Annotated in this window: 19 protein-coding genes; 12 read left to right on the forward strand and 7 right to left on the reverse strand. The window is 73.7% G+C overall.

Annotation, left to right across the window (positions count from 1 at the left end; genetic code table 11):
* Positions 1 to 8: 8 nt before the first annotated feature.
* Entirely contained in the window at positions 9 to 995 is a 987-nt protein-coding gene (locus R2E43_RS01980) for a LysR family transcriptional regulator (protein ID WP_011031660.1), read from the reverse strand.
* Between the two features lie 217 nt (positions 996 to 1,212).
* Between R2E43_RS01980 and snpA the strand changes: the two genes are divergently transcribed.
* Complete coding sequence (snpA, locus tag R2E43_RS01985; RefSeq protein ID WP_003971712.1) at positions 1,213 to 1,896, forward strand: snapalysin; 684 nt, start codon at positions 1,213 to 1,215, stop codon at positions 1,894 to 1,896.
* 133 nt (positions 1,897 to 2,029) lie between these two features.
* Positions 2,030 to 2,290: a hypothetical protein gene (locus R2E43_RS01990; RefSeq protein ID WP_011031659.1), complete on the forward strand. Its 261-nt coding sequence runs from the start codon at positions 2,030 to 2,032 to the stop codon at positions 2,288 to 2,290.
* Between the two features lie 19 nt (positions 2,291 to 2,309).
* Here R2E43_RS01990 and R2E43_RS01995 read toward each other — a convergent pair whose 3' ends face one another.
* Positions 2,310 to 2,996 (reverse strand): adenosylcobinamide amidohydrolase, encoded by a 687-nt coding sequence (locus R2E43_RS01995; RefSeq protein ID WP_038534191.1) that lies wholly within the window; start codon positions 2,994 to 2,996, stop codon positions 2,310 to 2,312.
* 175 nt (positions 2,997 to 3,171) lie between these two features.
* Between R2E43_RS01995 and R2E43_RS02000 the strand changes: the two genes are divergently transcribed.
* Positions 3,172 to 3,522: a hypothetical protein gene (locus R2E43_RS02000; protein WP_093457652.1), complete on the forward strand. Its 351-nt coding sequence runs from the start codon at positions 3,172 to 3,174 to the stop codon at positions 3,520 to 3,522.
* A gap of 48 nt (positions 3,523 to 3,570) precedes the next feature.
* On the opposite strand, the gene R2E43_RS02005 is transcribed toward R2E43_RS02000, so the two are convergent.
* Positions 3,571 to 4,767, reverse strand: coding sequence for a globin domain-containing protein (locus tag R2E43_RS02005; RefSeq protein WP_003971715.1), 1,197 nt, complete (start codon positions 4,765 to 4,767; stop codon positions 3,571 to 3,573).
* Positions 4,768 to 4,840: 73 nt separating this feature from the next.
* Positions 4,841 to 5,287: a nitric oxide-sensing transcriptional repressor NsrR gene (gene nsrR, locus R2E43_RS02010; RefSeq protein WP_003971716.1), complete on the reverse strand. Its 447-nt coding sequence runs from the start codon at positions 5,285 to 5,287 to the stop codon at positions 4,841 to 4,843.
* A gap of 149 nt (positions 5,288 to 5,436) precedes the next feature.
* Here nsrR and R2E43_RS02015 point away from each other — a divergent pair, with 149 nt between their 5' ends.
* Positions 5,437 to 5,874, forward strand: a complete 438-nt coding sequence (locus R2E43_RS02015; protein WP_011031656.1) for a hypothetical protein — start codon at positions 5,437 to 5,439, stop codon at positions 5,872 to 5,874.
* A gap of 89 nt (positions 5,875 to 5,963) precedes the next feature.
* On the opposite strand, the gene R2E43_RS02020 is transcribed toward R2E43_RS02015, so the two are convergent.
* Positions 5,964 to 7,697: an MFS transporter gene (locus R2E43_RS02020; RefSeq protein WP_332055841.1), complete on the reverse strand. Its 1,734-nt coding sequence runs from the start codon at positions 7,695 to 7,697 to the stop codon at positions 5,964 to 5,966.
* Positions 7,694 to 8,146 carry a MarR family winged helix-turn-helix transcriptional regulator gene (locus R2E43_RS02025; protein ID WP_332055842.1) on the reverse strand — a complete coding sequence of 151 codons (453 nt, stop codon included), beginning with the start codon at positions 8,144 to 8,146 and terminating at the stop codon, positions 7,694 to 7,696. Before R2E43_RS02025 ends, R2E43_RS02020 begins: the two co-directional genes overlap by 4 nt.
* A gap of 113 nt (positions 8,147 to 8,259) precedes the next feature.
* Between R2E43_RS02025 and R2E43_RS02030 the strand changes: the two genes are divergently transcribed.
* The 8 genes from R2E43_RS02030 to R2E43_RS02065 all read left to right on the forward strand — a co-directional run bounded on the left by R2E43_RS02030 (position 8,260) and on the right by R2E43_RS02065 (position 15,049).
* The gene (locus tag R2E43_RS02030; protein WP_016328073.1) at positions 8,260 to 8,970 is read left to right on the forward strand and encodes a GAF and ANTAR domain-containing protein; all 711 of its coding nucleotides are present in this window, start codon (positions 8,260 to 8,262) and stop codon (positions 8,968 to 8,970) included.
* Between the two features lie 137 nt (positions 8,971 to 9,107).
* Positions 9,108 to 10,718 (forward strand): ATP-binding protein, encoded by a 1,611-nt coding sequence (locus tag R2E43_RS02035; RefSeq protein WP_332055843.1) that lies wholly within the window; start codon positions 9,108 to 9,110, stop codon positions 10,716 to 10,718.
* Positions 10,715 to 11,122, forward strand: a complete 408-nt coding sequence (locus R2E43_RS02040) for a roadblock/LC7 domain-containing protein (RefSeq protein WP_003971722.1) — start codon at positions 10,715 to 10,717, stop codon at positions 11,120 to 11,122. Before R2E43_RS02035 ends, R2E43_RS02040 begins: the two co-directional genes overlap by 4 nt.
* Entirely contained in the window at positions 11,119 to 11,466 is a 348-nt protein-coding gene (locus tag R2E43_RS02045; protein ID WP_003971723.1) for a DUF742 domain-containing protein, read from the forward strand. Before R2E43_RS02040 ends, R2E43_RS02045 begins: the two co-directional genes overlap by 4 nt.
* On the forward strand, positions 11,447 to 12,088 hold the full coding sequence (locus tag R2E43_RS02050) for a GTP-binding protein (protein WP_016328072.1): 642 nt from the start codon (positions 11,447 to 11,449) through the stop codon (positions 12,086 to 12,088). The genes R2E43_RS02045 and R2E43_RS02050 overlap by 20 nt, the downstream gene beginning before the upstream one ends.
* Positions 12,085 to 13,326, forward strand: a complete 1,242-nt coding sequence (locus R2E43_RS02055; RefSeq protein ID WP_003971725.1) for a cytochrome P450 — start codon at positions 12,085 to 12,087, stop codon at positions 13,324 to 13,326. The genes R2E43_RS02050 and R2E43_RS02055 overlap by 4 nt, the downstream gene beginning before the upstream one ends.
* Positions 13,323 to 14,546: a cytochrome P450 family protein gene (locus tag R2E43_RS02060; RefSeq protein ID WP_003971726.1), complete on the forward strand. Its 1,224-nt coding sequence runs from the start codon at positions 13,323 to 13,325 to the stop codon at positions 14,544 to 14,546. The genes R2E43_RS02055 and R2E43_RS02060 overlap by 4 nt, the downstream gene beginning before the upstream one ends.
* A gap of 98 nt (positions 14,547 to 14,644) precedes the next feature.
* A complete protein-coding gene (locus R2E43_RS02065) occupies positions 14,645 to 15,049 on the forward strand; it encodes a hypothetical protein (protein WP_003971727.1) in 405 nt (134 codons plus the stop codon).
* 19 nt (positions 15,050 to 15,068) lie between these two features.
* On the opposite strand, the gene R2E43_RS02070 is transcribed toward R2E43_RS02065, so the two are convergent.
* Positions 15,069 to 16,226 carry an enolase C-terminal domain-like protein gene (locus R2E43_RS02070; protein ID WP_030868827.1) on the reverse strand — a complete coding sequence of 386 codons (1,158 nt, stop codon included), beginning with the start codon at positions 16,224 to 16,226 and terminating at the stop codon, positions 15,069 to 15,071.
* Between the last annotated feature and the right edge of the window lie 95 nt (positions 16,227 to 16,321).

Genomic DNA, 16,321 nt, shown 5'->3' on the forward strand with positions numbered 1-16,321 from the left:
GGGAGCCTTCAGCGCGCCCGCACGAACTCCACCCGGCCGCCTCCCGTGGCGGCCACCGGGCACCGGGGCAGCGTCCGGATCCCGCCCCCTTCCAGCCACTCCCGGTACGCGGTGGACTGACGGGCGGCCTCCCAGTACGCGTCCTCCAGGGCGGGGAAGACGGCGTCCAGCTCGGCCCGGGTGCGGGCGGCCAGCAGCAGGCGTACGCCGAGGGGGTCGCCGTACAGGCGCCGCACCGCCGTGTCGGGGCGGGACTGGGAACTGGGCTGGCAGACCGTGACGACCTCGCCGGTGGCGACCAGGGAGGCGGCCGTGTGGTAGTCGCCGTGCAGCACCCGGGGGTTGAGGCCGACGGCGCGCAGCATGCGGTGCACGCCGTCCCATTCGCCGTCGACGGTGGGGTCGACCATCCACCGGTCGTCGGCGAGGTCGGCGAGGCGGACGACGGGCCGGGCGGCCGCGGGGTGGTCGGCGGGCAGCATGACGAACTGCGGTTCGCGCTCGACCAGGACGCGCAGCCGCAGGTCCTCGGGGATGTGCAGCGCACAGCCCTCGACCTCGTGCACGAAGGCGACGTCGAGCTGCCCGTCGGTCACCCGGCGCAGCAGCGCGTTGGCGGAGACGTCCATCTGCAGGGTCGGTTCCAGGCCCGGCCGTCTGAGCCGGCGCAGCCAGCCGGCCAGGGCCCGGCTGGCCGTGGAGCCGACCCGCAGCCTGCTGTCGCCGCCGGCCGCGGCGGCGCGGGCCTCACGGACCAGGGTGTTCATGTCGGTCAGCAGCGGACGGGCCCGGCCGAGCACCGTCCGGCCGAGCGGGGTGGGGCGGCAGCCGGTGCGCTCCCGGGTGAACAGCGGTCCGCCCAGGGCCTGTTCGATGCGGGTCAACTGAGTGCTCAACGTGGGCTGTGCGACACCCAGTCGGCGTGCCGCCCGGTGCAGGCTGCCGGCGTCGGCGATGGCGCACAGTGCGCGTAGGTGCCTCACCTCGAGCTCCATGCAGGGAGCGTAAAGCGGAACAGTTGGTTGCGCCAGGTGAACAAAACGCGGCGGATCAGGGCGAGTTCTGCACTCTGGTCAAAGCTGGAACGAGAGTGGCCGGGCGGTGGGTGATAGCCCGGCCCTATCACCTGTTGCCATCATCACAGCGGGCTCATGGGCGCCCCACACTCACCGGTGACGACTTCTCCCCACTCCCCCACTCAAGGAGTCATCGATGCGTATCACCCTGCCCCTTCTTTCCACCGCGGTCGGTCTCGGCCTGACGGCCGCCGTGCTCGGCACCGGCCCCGCCGCGACGGCCGCGGCGCCCCAGGAGCCGGTCAGAGCCGCCCAGCTCGGCTACCAGCCCTCGGCCGGCTCGGGCGAGGACGCGGCCGCCAACCGCGCGTTCTTCGAGGCGGTCGTCAAGTCCGTCGCCGAGAAGCGCGCCGCCAACCCGTCCGCCGCCGCGGCCGTCACCGTCTACTACAGCGCCACCAACGCGCCGAGCTTCCGTTCCCAGATATCCCGCTCCGCCCAGATCTGGAACAGCTCGGTGTCCAACGTACGGCTCGCGGAGTCGAGTTCCGGCGCGGACTTCGCGTACTACGAGGGCAACGACTCGCGCGGCTCGTACGCGTCCACGGACGGGCACGGCAGCGGCTACATCTTCCTCGACTACCGCCAGAACCAGCAGTACGACTCGACCCGCGTGACCGCCCACGAGACCGGGCACGTGCTCGGCCTGCCCGACCACTACTCCGGGCCGTGCAGCGAGCTGATGTCGGGCGGCGGCCCCGGCCCGTCCTGCACCAACCCCTACCCGAACTCCACCGAGCGCAGCCGGGTGAACCAGCTGTGGGCCTACGGCTTCCAGGCCGCCCTCGACAAGGCGCTGGAGAAGGCCTCCCAGCGCTGACGTACGCGGACCACCGTGCGGGCGGCCCGGCCGGGCCGCCCGCACGCGTGCGCGCTCCCTCCACCTCCGCTTGGGCAACCTTCCTGCGGGTACTCGCAGTTCACTGGAGAGCGGCATCCCGAAGGAGTCGGACGTGGACGAACGGAAGGCACCTGTCGACGACGGTCTCGGCGACCTGGAGCCGGGCACGAGGCAGCGCACGCAGTTGCGCGTTCGCGTCGCAGACATCGCCTGGACGGCGGCGTGCGCGGTGCTCGCGCTGTGGGCCGTGTGGACCGCGATCGATCTCGCGCGGGGCGCGACGGCGTGGGCGTACTGCGCCGTGGCCTGGCTGCTGCTCGCGGTGGCACTGACCGTGCGCGTGATGGCGGTCCGGCGCAGGACGTCGCTGTAGCGGCAAGACCCCGGACGCGTCACGGGCCCGTGGGCAGCGCGGCACCCACGGCCCGGTGGACGGCCCGCGCGAGCCGGGCGCCCCACTCGGACCTGGGTCCCGCGAAGGCGTGCACCTCGGCCTCGCCGACCGGGGCCCGGGCGGCGACGCACACCGCGTCGGTGGGGGTGCCGGAGCAGTCGAGACCGGCGTCCAGCAGTGCCTGGACCTTGGCCTCGGTCGCCGTCATCACCGCGTTGACCAGGGCGGCGTCGCTGAGTGCGACCGGCAGCGCGGCGACGATGTTGATCGTTCCGGGCTGCCCGGCCCCGGCGGTGCCCTCCTGAGGTGCGGCCGCCCAGCCCCGCACCGAGATGCCGGCGGTCGCCACGGCCTCGGCCCCGCCGTCCCGCGCCCGGCCGTGGGCGGACACGTCGGCGGCCGTCATCAGGCCCACGCCCGGCCCCCGGGCCCCGGCGGCCCGGGCCAGCTCGTCCAGGTGCCGTGCGGGGTCGGTGCGCCGGTAGCCGTGGGCGACCTGGGCGTTGAGCACCCAGGCGCGCTCCCCGGTCCCGCCGCCCAGCACGGCGCTGCTGACCATCCGCCAGCCCGGTCCCGGGCGCCACAGCAGGGCGTGCAGCCGTTCGCCGTCCTCCACCCGGATCAGGTCGTCCGGGTCCAGCAGACGGTCGGCCCCGGTGCGGGGCGGCGGCAGGAGGGCGGGCACGGGTCGGGGCTCCCAGCGGTGATCGGCGCAGGTCGGAGGCGGACCGGACGATCGTACTCGGGGCCGGTGTCCCGGCGGCCGGCCGGCCGGTCCGTCGCCGGGCGCATTGCGGGACCGGCTCCGGGCACCTTCACTGAACACAACTTCGCCACCAGGCGACGGATCGGAGGCCGCGATGCTGTCCCACACCCTGGAGCATGGGGTCCTGGTCATCACGGTGGACCAGGACCCGGGTATCGCCGGGCGGGCCACGCTGACCACGCACATCACCAACCTGGTCGACGCCCATCAGCCGACCCCCGTGGTCATCGTCCTGACCGAGCGGGCCGGCGGCCACGCCGCGGTCAGCGCGGTGCTCCGGGCCCATCAGTGGTGCGGGCGGCTCGGTGTCCTGATGTCCGTCGTGACCCACAGCGCGCCCGTCCGGCGGCTGCTCGAGGCCAACGCCGACTCCTCGGGCCCGCACCTGGTGGTGCACGCCCGCGTGGACACCGCGATCAGCACCGCGTTCACCGCCGCGGCCTAACCGCCCGTACCGGAGTTTTGCGGCGGGCGCCGTCGGCCGCCACCGGCGCTACTGCTGTCCGAGCCAGAGGTCGGGGCCGAAGACCTCGTAGTGGATGGCCTCGGCGGGCACCCCGCGGCGCAGCAGGTCGCCGCGGACCGCGCGCATGAAGGGCACCGGACCGCAGAGGTAGACCGTGAGGTCCGCGGGCAGGTCGAGGCCGGTCAGGTCGGCGCGGCCGGTGGACGCCTCCGGCGCCCGGTCGCCGGGCTCCTCGTACCACAGGTGGAGCCGGGCGCCCGGCAGCGTGCGTATCAGGTCGAGCTGCTCCTGCCGGTGGGCGTGGTGGTCGGGGGTGCGGTCGGCGTGCACCACGGTCACCGGGCGGGTGGCGCCGGCGGCGGCCAGGTGGTCGAGCATCGAGAGCATCGGTGTGACGCCGATACCGGCGGAGACCAGCAGCAGTGGGCCGTCGTGCTCGGCCAGGGCCAGGTCCCCGGCCGGCAGCGACACGTTGAGCGCGTCGCCCTTGCGGGCGTTCGCGTACAGCCAGGAGGAGACCTCGCCGTCCGGCTGCCCGTCGCCCCGGACGCGCTTGACGGTGATGCGCCAGTCGGACCGGCCGGGCGCGGCGGACAGGCTGTACTGGCGGATCTGCCGGGCGCCGTCGGCCAGTTCGACCTGGACGCTGACGTACTGACCCGGCCGGAACGGCACGACGGGACGGCCGTCGGCCGACCCCAGGACGAGGGAGACCGCGTCGGCGCTCTCCTCGACCCGGTCGACGATCTCCATGGTGCGCCAGACGTCTCCCTCCGCGACGCCCTTCTCGGTGTAGAGGCGGGCCTCCAGGGCGATGAGCGCGTTGGCCATCAGCCAGTAGACCTCGTCCCAGGCCCGGGCCACCTCGGGAGTGACGGCGTCGCCGAGCACGTCGACGACGGCGGCCATCAGGTGGCGGTGGACGATCGTGTACTGGTCGGGGGTGATGCCGAGCGAGGCGTGCTTGTGCGAGATACGGGAGAGCAGCACGTCGGCGCGCTCGTCCGGGTTCTCCAGCAGCAGGCCGGCGAACGCGGCGACCGAGCCCGCCAGGGCCCGCTGCTGCTCGCCGTTGGCCTGGTTCCCCCGGTTGAACAGGTCCCGCAGCAGCTCCGGGTGGGCGTCGAAGAGCTTGCGGTAGAACAGGGCGGCGATGTCACCGATGGCCGCTCCGACGGCGGGGAGGGTGGCTCGGACCACGGGAACGGACTGTTCGGAGAGCACAGCGACTCCTTAATTGGTAGATGATATTCGTGTTTTAGGCCACGGCTCGACGGCCTCAGGGGGCCGCCGCCCGTCATCCCGAGGGGCGGTCCGTCAGGCCGAGCAGAACCGGGCCGGTCGGTGCGGCCACCAGGTCGGTCACGGTCAGCGGGTCGAGTGCCGCGTAGAACGCCTCCTGGGCGTCGCGCAGCGCACGCCGCAGCCGGCAGGCCCCGCGCAGCGGGCAGGGGTTGTCGCCCTCGCAGTCGACCACCTCGGCCTCGCCCTCGAGTTCACGCACCAGCCAGCCCACGGAGGCGCGCCGGCCCAGGTCGGTCAGCGTCAACCCGCCGCCGCGACCGCGTCGCGCCTCCACCACACCCAGGTGCTGCAGGCGGGTGATGGCCTTCGCCGCGTGCGTGTACGGCACCCCCACGACCTCGGCCACCTCTCGGGTGGCCAGTGGTTCGTCACCGTCTCTCACGACCGCCAGGCGCATGACCGAACGCAGCGCCAGGTCGGTGAACTTCGTCAACCGCACACCAGGACGCTATCAAATGCGCATGCTAGGTTCGCCTTTACCCGGGGTACTGAGCCTGTGCGGTGCGTCACTGGACCGGCCGCCCCGGCACGGACCGCTCAACGGGGCGGCGTACGGGCACGGTCGGGCACACGGAACGGCGGCACCTGATGGCAGCGGAAGACGGCGGCTCCCCGGGCACTGCGGGCCCTCCCCTCCCCCGGGTGCTGTGCGACACGGCGGAGCTCCTGTCCCTGGGCGGCGACGCGCCGGCCGGCGCCCTGTGGAAGCTGGCGGAACCCGGCCGGCAGCTCGACGCCAACGTCGTCCGCCTCCCCGCCGGCGGCCGGGTGGACACCCACACCGAGCCCGACCTCGACGTCCTGCTCCTCGTCCTCGAGGGTGCGGCCCGCCTCGACTCGAGCGACGGCGAGCACCCACTGCGCGCGGGCGTTTTGACCTGGCTGCCGCACGGCTCGACCCGGGCCGTCCTCGCCGGGCCGGACGGGGTGACGTACCTGACCGTGCACCGCCGGCGCCCCGGCATGCGCATCCAGCCGCCGGAGGCCGCCGACCGGCTGAGACGGTCCCTCGGCGGCGACGCCTGACAGACCCGGGCGACGCCGGCGTGCCGGCGCTCTCCGCGCGCGAGGGCCCGCGGCGCCGGCCTGGAGCCGACGCCCTGAACGGGGGCCGCTCACCGTGCCTCGGCACGCAGCTCCGTGAGGGACCGCGGCGTCAGGGGGCGCGGCTCGGCGTTGGGGTCGACGAGTACGACGGTGCAGGTGGCCGCGTGGGTGAGGGCGCTGGTGAAGCTGCCGTCGGCGAACTGGGCCAGCGGGCCGCGCGGGGAGCGGCCGACCGCGACCGTGCGGGCCCCCACCTCGGCGGCGTGCCGGGCCAGGGCGCGGCCCGCGGCGGCATGGTCGCCGACGCCGGTGAGGATCTGGCCGGTGGCGGTCACCCCCATGCCTCCGAGCCGGTCGAGGTGCGCGGTGACGGCCGCCTTCGCCTGCTCGTCGGTCTCGGTGTCGGCGGCCTGTTCCTCGACGACGGCGGTCCGCCGTACGTGGACGACCTCGAGCGGGCTCGCGGTGTCACGGGCGAGGCGGGCCGCGGCGTCCACGACGGCGGCCGCCTCGCGGTGGGCTCCGACGGCCACGACCACGGGGGGCGCGTCGGTCGCCGCCGGGGACCCGACGGGGGTGAGCGCCGGGGTCAGGGGCTCGCCCTCGCCGGTGTCCGTCTCGGCCCGGCGCAGCAGCCGGTGGCCGCTGGCCAGGACGGGGACGGCGAGCAGGAAGGTGGCGGCGCCGAGGTAGAAGGGGACGCTCAGATCGGTGGCGTCGGCGAGCTTGCCGGCGACGTAGGGGGCCAGCCCGCCGCCGATGAAGCGCAGGAAGCCGTACGCGGAGGAGGCCACGGGGCGCTCCACCGGCGAGACGAGCATGACGGCCTGCGTGGTGAGGGTGTTGTTGATCCCGATGAAGGCGCCGCTGACGACGACCGCGACGATCACGGTGGTGGGGTCGGTGACGCCGGCGGCTATGACGGCCATGACGACGGCGAGGCCGAGCAGGTTGGCGTAGAGGACGGGCGCGGTGCCGTAGCGGGCCTGCAGGCGGGGGGCGAAGAAGACGCTGAAGGCGGCGACCAGCAGTCCCCAGCCGGTGAAGACCAGGCCGAGTTCGTGGGCGTCCAGCTCCATCGGGTACGGCGCGTAGCCGAGCATGGTGAAGAAGCCCCAGTTGTACAGCAGGGCCATGATGCCCATGGTGAGCAGGCCGCGGTGGCGCAGGGCCTTCAGCGGGGCGAGCGGTGAGGTGACCTTCTCGGGCCTGGGCAGGTCGGGGACGAAGGCGAGAGTGGCGATCAGGGCGACGGCCATCAGGGCGGCGACGCCGAAGAAGGGGCCGCGCCAGCTGATGCCGCCCAGTTCGCCGCCGAGCAGGGGACCGACGGCGATACCGAGCCCCAGGGCGGTCTCGTAGAGGATGATCGCGCCGCTGAAGCCGCCGCTGGCCGAGGCCACGATGACCGCGAGGGAGGTGGCGATGAACAGGGCGTTGCCCAGTCCCCAGCCGGCCCGGAAGCCGACGATGCCGTTGATGGAGCCGGTGGCGCCCGCCAGGGCGGCGAAGACGACGATGACGGCGAGGCCGGTGACCAGGGTGCGCTTGGCGCCGATGCGGCTGGAGACCCAGCCGACGACGAGCATGGCGACGGCGGTGACGATCAGGTAGCTGCTGAACAGCAGGGAGACCTGGCTGGGGGTGGCGTCCAGGCTCTCGGCCAGCGCCGGCAGGATCGGGTCGACCAGGCCGATGCCCATGAACGAGATGACGCAGGCGAAGGCGACCGCCCAGACGGCCTTCGGTTGCCGGAAGGGACTGGCGGCCTGACTGGCGGCCTTTCCACGGGGTGCACTCATGCGCGGCCTTCCTCCGAGGTGTCCTGACGGTTGTCGATGACCCGGGCCAGGGCCAGGAGCGCGGTGGTGGTGGCCTGCCGCTCCGGCCCGGTCATGTCCTCCATGAGCTGCCGCAGGGCCCGGGCGCGCTCGGCCCGGCGCCGGTCCAGGACCTCGGCGCCGGTGGACGTCACCGCCACCAGCACGCCACGGCCGTCGCTCGCGTCGGCGGTGCGCCGGGCCAGGCCCGCGCGCTCCAGGCGGGTGACGAGCTGGGTCATGTTCGGCTGGGAGACGCCCTCGGCCCTGGCCAGTTCGGTCAGCCGCTGGGGGCCCTCGCGGCTCAGCCTGGCCAACGTCGAGGCGGCCGCGGTGCTCAGACCGCCGGTCCGGGCGCTCTGCCGCACGTAGCGGATCATCTGCTCCACGGCGACGATCAGGTCGTCCGGGCCCTCCGGGGACGTGTCCATAAGCGCATGATGCATTTAGATGTAGCACGAAACAAGATAGGTCGCGGCCGCCTCCGCCCTGTTGCTTCCGGCGACCGCTGGGCACTCGGCACGGGAGCGAGGGAGGACACGGCATGGACGACTGGCGCCGCTTCGCGCAGCAGATGGCCTCACTGGCCCGCGATCTGCTGTCCCAGGAATCTCTGCACGACACACTGGACCGGATCACCGCCTCGGCCACGGAACTGGTGGAGGACTGCGACGCCGCCGGCATCCTCATCCTGCGGGGCACCAAGGTGCAGTCCCTGGCCCCCACCGAACAGGTGGTGATCGACAGCGACGCACTGCAGGGGCGCGTCGGAGAGGGCCCGTGCTTCGACGCCGCTCGCAGCGGCACGGGGGAACGCCAGTTCCGGATCGCCGACTTCACCGACGAGGCGCAGCGCTGGCCCAAGTACGTCCCCGAGGCACGCAAGCTGAACCTCGGCAGCATGATGGGCTTCCTGCTGTTCACCGAGGACGAGGACCTCGGCGCGCTGAACATGTACTCCTACCGCCCCGGCGCGTTCACCGAGGCCGACGAGACGGCCGGCTGGCTGCTGGCCTCCCACGCGGCGGTCGCCTTCTCCAGCGCCCGGACCCACGCCCAGATGCAGGAGGCCATCGGCACCCGGCACACCATCGGGGAAGCGATGGGCATCCTCATGGGCAGGCACCGCATGTCCGAGGACCAGGCCTTCGCGGCCCTGCGCCGGTACTCGCAGGACCACAACGTCAAACTGCGGAACGTGGCGGCACAGGTCTGCGAACGGGGCGGCCTGCCCGAGCCAACGGACAAAAGATGAACGAGTTTCCGCTCTTTCGGATCACGAACCCTCGTATAGTGATCGTCAGTTGAGAGCCGTGTGACAGCCCTCGGCTCGCACGCGCCCCCGTTGGACGACCCGAGGGCCGCTCCGGCGGCCAGGCGAGGACCCGATTGATGACCGCGCCCGCCCGCCCCGGCGACCGCCCCACTCCCCGTGCCCTCGCCTCTGTGGCCCTGCCGTGCGCCCTCGTGTCGGCGCTCGTCGTCGGCGGGGCCGTCGCCGCCGCGCCCTCCTCGGTACGCCTTCCGCTCGGACTCGGCGCCGGTGCCGCGGCGATCCTGCTCTGCGCGGCACTGACGGCGGCCGTGCACGCGGTCCGTGCCGAACGGGCCACCCGCCGGCTGCTGGCGGCCGCCCGGGCGGAGGCGGACGCCGAACGGGCCAGGGCCGCGGCCACGGCCGAACGGGAACGGGACGCCCTCGTCGACGACTTCACGCGCGAGCGGGAGCGGCTCGCCGAGCAGCGGGACCGGGAGGTGGCACGGCTCACCGAGGAGACGGCACGGCTGGGCGAGCTCCTCAAGCAGGCCACCGGTGAGCGGGCCGCCGCCGTCTCCGCGACCGCCAACGCGGCCGGCCGGATGCAGGCGCTGGCCACCGGCATGCTCGCCGACCTGCGCGCCATGGAGGAGCGGCACAGTGACGAGGCCGTCCTCGCCGACCTGCTCCACCTCGACCACCGCACCGCACAGGCGGGCCGGCTCGCCGACTCCGTCGCCGTCCTCACGGGCGCCCGCTCCGGCCGCCGTTGGGCGCGTCCGATCGGCATGGAGTCCATCCTGCGCGGCGCCATGGGCCGGATCGCCGGCTACCGGCGCGTGCGCGTGCACTCCAGCAGCGACACCGCGGTGGCCGGGCACGCCGCCGAGGGCGTCATGCACGCCCTGGCCGAACTCCTGGACAACGCCGCGAACTTCTCCCCGCCGACGGCGGAGATCCACGTGTACGTGGAGGAGGTGCCGGCCGGTGTGATCGTGTCCGTGGAGGACAGCGGGCTGGTGATGGGCGAGGTGCAGCTGCGCCAGGCCCAGCAGGCGGTGGCCGGTGAGACGGCGGGGCTCGGCGGCCTGACCGGCACCCGGCTGGGCCTGGCCGTGGTGGGGCGGCTGGCGGCCAAGTACGGGCTGAAGGTGTCCTTCCGGCCGTCCGCGCGCGGCGGTACGGGCGTACTGATGCTCGTTCCCCAGGACATCCTGAGCGGTCCCGCCCTCCCCGCCGCGCCGGGGGCGACCCCGGCGGCGACGCCTTCGGAGGTCCGGGACGACCGGCGGTACACCCCGGAGCCGCCCGCGGCCGAGCCCGCCCCGGCCGAAGCGGCCCCGGAGCCTCCGCCCGTCCACGATCTCGCGGACCAGGACCATGACCATGACCGTGACCAGGCCCCACGGGACCGGGACCGGCACGGGCAGGACCGGGACCGCGACCAGGAGCCGAAGCCGGACCGGGAACCCGACCCGTCCGCCGAGGAGCTGCTGCCCAAGCGCCGTCGGGGCCGCACCCTCGCCGCCGCCGAACGCGCCCGCGCCGCCGCCCGGTCCGCCGAGCCGCGCGCCACGCCGTCCGCCGACGACGCGAAGGTCCGCGCCGCCCGCTTCAGCAGCTTCCGCCAGGCCGTCCGGACCACCACCGGCGCCACCACCGGCGCCGCCGCCGAACCGGCCGAGACGGCCCCCGACCTCCCGTCCCACTCATCCGCGCACCCGGAAGGCGACACCACTCCATGACCGGCTCGACCACCGCCGACGAGAAGCTCACCTGGCTCATCGAGGGCCTCCTGGAGCGCACGCCGGGCGCGCGGCACGCGCTCGTCCTCTCCCGTGACGGCCTCAAGCTGTGCCGCACCCCGGAACTCTCCGTCGACCAGGCCGACCAGCTGGCCGCCATCGCCGCCGGCATCCAGTCGCTGTCCCACGGTGCCTCCGTGGAGTTCGGCGACGGCAGCGGCGGGGTGCGTTCGGCGATGACCGAGTTCTACGGCGGGATCCTGTTCATCGTGGAGGCGGGCGAGGGCGCGCACCTCGCCGTGGTCACCTCCGAGGACGCGGACGCGGGGCTCGTCGGACACCACATGAGCGAACTGATCGAGCAGCTCGGCGAGCACCTCACCGCGCGGCCGCGCACGTCATGAGCCGCCCCGGCAGGGACGACGCGCCCGACCGGCTGTACACCGTCACCCAGGGGCGCAGCAGCTCGGGCCCCGACAACCCCTTCGACCTGGTCACCCTCGTGGTCGCCGAGTGCGCGCCGATGCCCGGCATGCAGTCCGAGCACACGGCGATCCTCAGGCTGACCGAGGCCCCCACGGCCGTCGTGGAGATCGCCGCCGAACTGCGGCTCCCGGTGAGCATCACCAAGATCCTGCTCTCCGACCTGCACGCCGCCGGCCGGGTGAGCGCACGCCATCCGTACACGGCAGCCGTCCCCGATCCCGACATCCTGGAGCAGGTGCTCGTTGGACTCCGCAATCTCTGACGCCCGTACCCCGGCGAGCGCCCCGGCGCGCACCCCGCTGGGCGCGGCCGCCGACAACGGTCTGAAGATCGTGGTCGTGGGCGGCTTCGGTGTCGGCAAGACGACCATGGTCCGTTCGGTCAGCGAGATACGCCCCCTCAACACCGAGGAGACGATGACGCAGGCCGGCGAGGCGGTCGACGACATCAGCGAGGTGCGCGGCAAGTCCGCGACGACCGTCGCCTTCGACTTCGGCCGCATCAGCCTCGACGCGCGCAACGTGCTGTACCTGTTCGGCGCGCCCGGCCAGGAGCGGTTCTGGTTCCTGTGGGACCGGCTGTTCTCGGGCACGCTCGGCGCGGTGGTCCTCGTGGACACCCGGCGCATCGACGACTCCTGGTACGCGATCGACCGCCTGGAGCACCACGGCACGCCGTTCATCGTGGCCTGCAACGACTTCGGCGGCCCGGAGCATCCGCCCGAGGCGGTCCGCGAGGCCCTCGACCTGGATCCGCGGGTGCCGCTGGTCTCCTGCGACGCCAGGTCCCGGGAGTCCAGCAAGCAGGTGCTGATCACACTGGTCGAACATCTCCAGGCCCACTACGCCGGTCCCGCCGCCCGGCCCCGACAGGAGTTCGCGTGAGCACCGACGCCCACGACGTCCCGGGCGCCGTGCCGCTCGGCGGCCCCCGCTTCCAGACCGATCCCGCCCTGCTGTACCGGCAGATGCGGCGCGAGCACGGCGCCGTCACACCGGTCGTGCTGGACGGCGACGTACCGGCCTGGCTGGTGCTCGGGTACCGCGAGCTGCACCAGGTGACCGGCGATCCGGTGCTGTTCAGCCGGGATTCGGACCTGTGGAACCAGTGGGAGAACATCCCGGACGACTGGCCGCTGCTGCCGATGATCGGCCGCAGGCAGCCGTCGATCCTGTACACGGTCGGCGAGCGGCACCGCGAGCGCGCCGCCATGATCAGCGACGCGCTGGAGGCCGTCGACCCGCACCTGCTGCGCGGTCACGCCGAGCGGTTCGCCGACGAACTCGTCGACCGGCTGTGCGCGAAGGGCGAGGCCGACCTCGTCGGCGACTACGCGATGCTGCTGCCGGTCCGGGTCCTGGCCCGGCTGTACGGGTTCTCCGACGAGCAGGGTCCGGCACTGGTCACCGCGCTCAACGACATGATCGACGGCAGGGAGCGGGCCCTGGCGGGCCAGACGCACCTCGCCACCTCCATGGCACGGCTGCTGGCGGACCGGAAGGCGGCGCCCGCCGACGACGTCGCCTCCCGGATGCTGGCCGACGAGAGCGGCTTCACCGAGGAGGAGGTCGCCCAGGACCTGATGGTGATGATGGCCGCGGGCCACCAGCCGACGGCGGACTGGATCGGCAACTCGCTGCGCCTGATGCTGACCGACGACCGCTTCGCCGCTTCCCTCTTCGGCGGACGCAACAGTGTCGCCGAGGCCATGAACGAGGTGCTGTGGGAGGACACGCCCACGCAGAACGTGGCCGGCCGCTGGGCCGCCCGGGACACCCAGCTCGGCGGGCGCCGCATCCGGGCCGGCGACCTGGTGCTGCTCGGGCTTCAGGGCGCCAACTCCGACCCGCAGGTCCGCACCGACGGCTCCGCGCTCACCGGCGGCAACAACGCGCACTTCTCCTTCGGCCACGGCGAGCACCGCTGCCCGTTCCCCGCGCAGGAGGTCGCCGAGGTGATCGCGCGCACCGGCATCGAGGTCGTGCTCGACCGGCTGCCGGACATCGACCTGGCGGTGCCCGCCGGGTCCCTCACCCGTCGCCCCTCGCCCTGGCTGCGGGGGCTGACCGAGTTGCCCGTGCGGTTCACCCCGACCACTGCCCTGGGAGGCACGTCAGCATGACGACCGGCACCGAAGAAGCCCGGATCCCGCTGGACCCGTTCGTCACCGACCTGGACGGCGAGAGCGCCCGGCTGCGTGCGGCCGGACCGCTCGCCGCCGTGGAGCTGCCGGGCGGCGTGCCCGTCTGGGCGGTCACCCACCACGCGGAGGCCAAGGCCCTGCTCACGGACCCGCGGCTGGTCAAGGACATCAACGTGTGGGGCGCCTGGCGGCGCGGCGAGATCCCCGCCGACTGGCCGCTGATCGGGCTGGCCAACCCGGGCCGCTCGATGCTCACGGTGGACGGCGCCGAGCACCGCCGGCTGCGCACCCTGGTGGCGCAGGCGCTCACGGTGCGCCGGGTGGAGCACATGCGGGGGCGGATCACCGAGCTGACCGACCGCCTGCTCGACGAACTGCCCGCCGACGGCGGCGTCGTGGATCTCAAGGCGGCCTTCGCCTATCCGCTGCCGATGTACGTCGTCGCCGACCTGATGGGCATCGAGGAGGCGCGGCTGCCGCGTCTGAAGGTGCTGTTCGAGAAGTTCTTCTCGACGCAGACCCCGCCCGAGGAGGTCGTGGCGACCCTCACCGAGCTGGCCTCGATCATGGCCGACACGGTCGCCGCGAAACGCGCCGCGCCGGGCGACGACCTGACGAGCGCGCTGATCCAGGCGTCCGAGGACGGCGACCACCTCACCGACGCGGAGATCGTCTCGACCCTCCAGCTGATGGTGGCCGCCGGTCACGAGACGACGATCTCGCTCATCGTGAACGCCGTGGTCAACCTGTCCACCCATCCCGAGCAGCGGGCGCTGGTGCTCTCCGGCGAGGCGGAGTGGTCCGCGGTGATCGAGGAGACACTGCGCTTCTCGACCCCGACCTCGCACGTCCTGATCCGGTTCGCGGCCGAGGACGTCCCGGTCGGCGACCGGGTGATACCCGCCGGGGACGCGCTCATCGTCTCGTACGGCGCGCTGGGCCGCGACGAGCACGCCCACGGTCCGACGGCGGACCGGTTCGACATCACCCGCACGTCCGGGAACCGGCACATCTCCTTCGGCCACGGCCCGCACGTGTGCCCCGGTGCGGCCCTGTCCCGGATGGAGGCGGGGGTGGCGCTCCCTGCCCTGTACGCCCGCTTCCCGCGCCTGGACCTGGCGGTGCCGGCCGCGGAGCTGCGCAACAAGCCGGTGGTCACGCAGAACGACCTGTTCGAACTGCCGGTCAGGCTGGCCTGACCCCGTCCGGCCGCGGCCCGGTCCCTCACCCGCGGGGCGTTTGCATCCCGCCCCGCGGGTAACTCCGGCATTCCGGACACCGATCCCCGGGAGTCGCCATGTGGAAGCGCAAGGGCAGGAAGGACCGCCGGGCCGCCAGGCCGGTCCCCATGGAGCTGTGCGACCTGTGCGCCAGGGTCTTCCCCGAGGACGAGTCGGTGACGGGCTACGTGCCGGACTCCTCCGCGGTGCACGCCACCAACGAGTGGTTCGACGGGCTGCGGCTCATCACCGCGTGCTCGGACGACCACTTCGACGTGATCAAGGACGGGTACGCGCACCGGCCGTTCGTGGACGAGGAGCTGTGGGCGGCCAAGCTGACCCGGGCCCTGACCACCGGCCCGCCGGCCCTCTCCATGGACCAGCTCGGCTGCCGGACGGGCCTCCAGGAGCCCCAGATCCGTGCGGCCGTCGCCTGGCACAACGAGCGCATGCGGGAGGCCCAGCAGCGCAGCGACCCCTGACGCCGGCGATCCGGCGGGGTCAGCGCGGCGGCCGGACTCCGTGCACCCGGTAGGGCTCCGCGTCGGCCCACCTGACCTCCAGGCCGAGGCCGGGCCGCGAGGTGTCGGGGCGCAGGGCCCCGCCCTCGGGCGACGGGACGCCGTCGAAGAGCAGCCGCTCGACGCGCACGTGGTCGTGGAAGTACTCCAGGTGCCGCAGCCGGCGCACGGCGCAGAAGGCGTGGGCGGACACCGCGGGCGCGCAGTGCGCCGACAGGTCGAGGTGCCGGGCGGCGGAGAGCCCCGCGACCTCCAGCACACCGGTGACGCCGCCGCACCGGGTGACGTCGGCCTGGAGGCAGTCGACGGCCGGTCCCTCGGTGAGGTTGGCGAAGTCCTGCGCGGTGAAGGCGTACTCCCCCGCGGTGATCTCCAGCCTCGCCGGGCCCCGCTCGCGCAGCATCCGCAGCCCCTCCAGGTCGGCGGACGCGACCGGCTCCTCGAACCAGCGCACGTCCCACTCGTCGTGGAAGCGGTGCGCCCAGTACAGGGCCTCCTTGCGGCCGAGCGCCCCGTTGGCGTCGGTGAACAGCTCGGGCGCGTCGCCGACCGCCCGGCGTACGGCGGTCAGGCGCCGCGGGTCGGCCTCCGGGTCCCGCGAGGTCTTCAGCTTCACGCGCCCGATGCCCTGCCGGACCCATCCGGCGAGCTGGTCGGTGAGGCGGTCCAGGGGATAGTTGGTGAAGCCGCCGCTGCCGTAGACGGGCACCCGGTCGTGGTGGGCCGGGAGCAGGTGGACCAGTGGCAGACCCAGGAGTCGTGCCTTGAGGTCCCACAGCGCCACGTCGACGGCGGACAGGGCCATCGCCCCGACGCCGGGACGGCCGGCGTTGCGCATCCGCGCCCCCATCCGCTCCCACAGCGCGGGCGGCGAGGAGACCGGCCGGCCCTTGACGGCGGGTCCGAGCACGGAGTGCACGAAGGACGCCACCGACACGTCCCCGTAGGTGTAACCGAGGCCGGTGCGGCCGCCGGCGTGCACCCGGACCAGGACCAGGGTCGTGGCGTCCCACTCCAGGGTGCCGTCCTGCTCGCGGCCCTCGGGTCCGTCGGTGGGGACCTCGAAGGCGTGCACGTCGACCGCGTCGACCACGCACTCGTCCAGTGCCGGTGTGTCCTGGCCGGTCGGCGACGTCATCGCGTACTCCTCGCCTTCGCGTACCGGGGCCCGGTTCCCCGCGCCGCCCGGTCCATGCGCGGGCCGTCCGGGTCAACCGACGTTTGTCGGGGCGC

The sequence above is a fragment of the Streptomyces violaceoruber genome (assembly GCF_033406955.1).
Lineage (GTDB): Bacteria > Actinomycetota > Actinomycetes > Streptomycetales > Streptomycetaceae > Streptomyces > Streptomyces violaceoruber.

Bases quoted from the DNA above. Each gene is read 5' to 3' on its own strand.
- snpA (WP_003971712.1), top strand. From the start codon at position 1,213: ATGCGTATCACCCTGCCCCTTCTTTCCACCGCGGTCGGTCTCGGCCTG.
- R2E43_RS02030 (WP_016328073.1), top strand. From the start codon at position 8,260: ATGGACGACTGGCGCCGCTTCGCGCAGCAGATGGCCTCACTGGCCCGC.
- R2E43_RS02015 (WP_011031656.1), top strand. From the start codon at position 5,437: ATGGCAGCGGAAGACGGCGGCTCCCCGGGCACTGCGGGCCCTCCCCTC.
- R2E43_RS02020 (WP_332055841.1), bottom strand. From the start codon at position 7,697: ATGAGTGCACCCCGTGGAAAGGCCGCCAGTCAGGCCGCCAGTCCCTTC.
- R2E43_RS01980 (WP_011031660.1), bottom strand. From the start codon at position 995: ATGGAGCTCGAGGTGAGGCACCTACGCGCACTGTGCGCCATCGCCGAC.
- R2E43_RS02065 (WP_003971727.1), top strand. From the start codon at position 14,645: ATGTGGAAGCGCAAGGGCAGGAAGGACCGCCGGGCCGCCAGGCCGGTC.
- R2E43_RS02035 (WP_332055843.1), top strand. From the start codon at position 9,108: ATGACCGCGCCCGCCCGCCCCGGCGACCGCCCCACTCCCCGTGCCCTC.
- R2E43_RS02070 (WP_030868827.1), bottom strand. From the start codon at position 16,226: ATGACGTCGCCGACCGGCCAGGACACACCGGCACTGGACGAGTGCGTG.
- R2E43_RS02040 (WP_003971722.1), top strand. From the start codon at position 10,715: ATGACCGGCTCGACCACCGCCGACGAGAAGCTCACCTGGCTCATCGAG.
- R2E43_RS02025 (WP_332055842.1), bottom strand. From the start codon at position 8,146: ATGGACACGTCCCCGGAGGGCCCGGACGACCTGATCGTCGCCGTGGAG.
- R2E43_RS02000 (WP_093457652.1), top strand. From the start codon at position 3,172: ATGCTGTCCCACACCCTGGAGCATGGGGTCCTGGTCATCACGGTGGAC.
- R2E43_RS02045 (WP_003971723.1), top strand. From the start codon at position 11,119: ATGAGCCGCCCCGGCAGGGACGACGCGCCCGACCGGCTGTACACCGTC.
- R2E43_RS02060 (WP_003971726.1), top strand. From the start codon at position 13,323: ATGACGACCGGCACCGAAGAAGCCCGGATCCCGCTGGACCCGTTCGTC.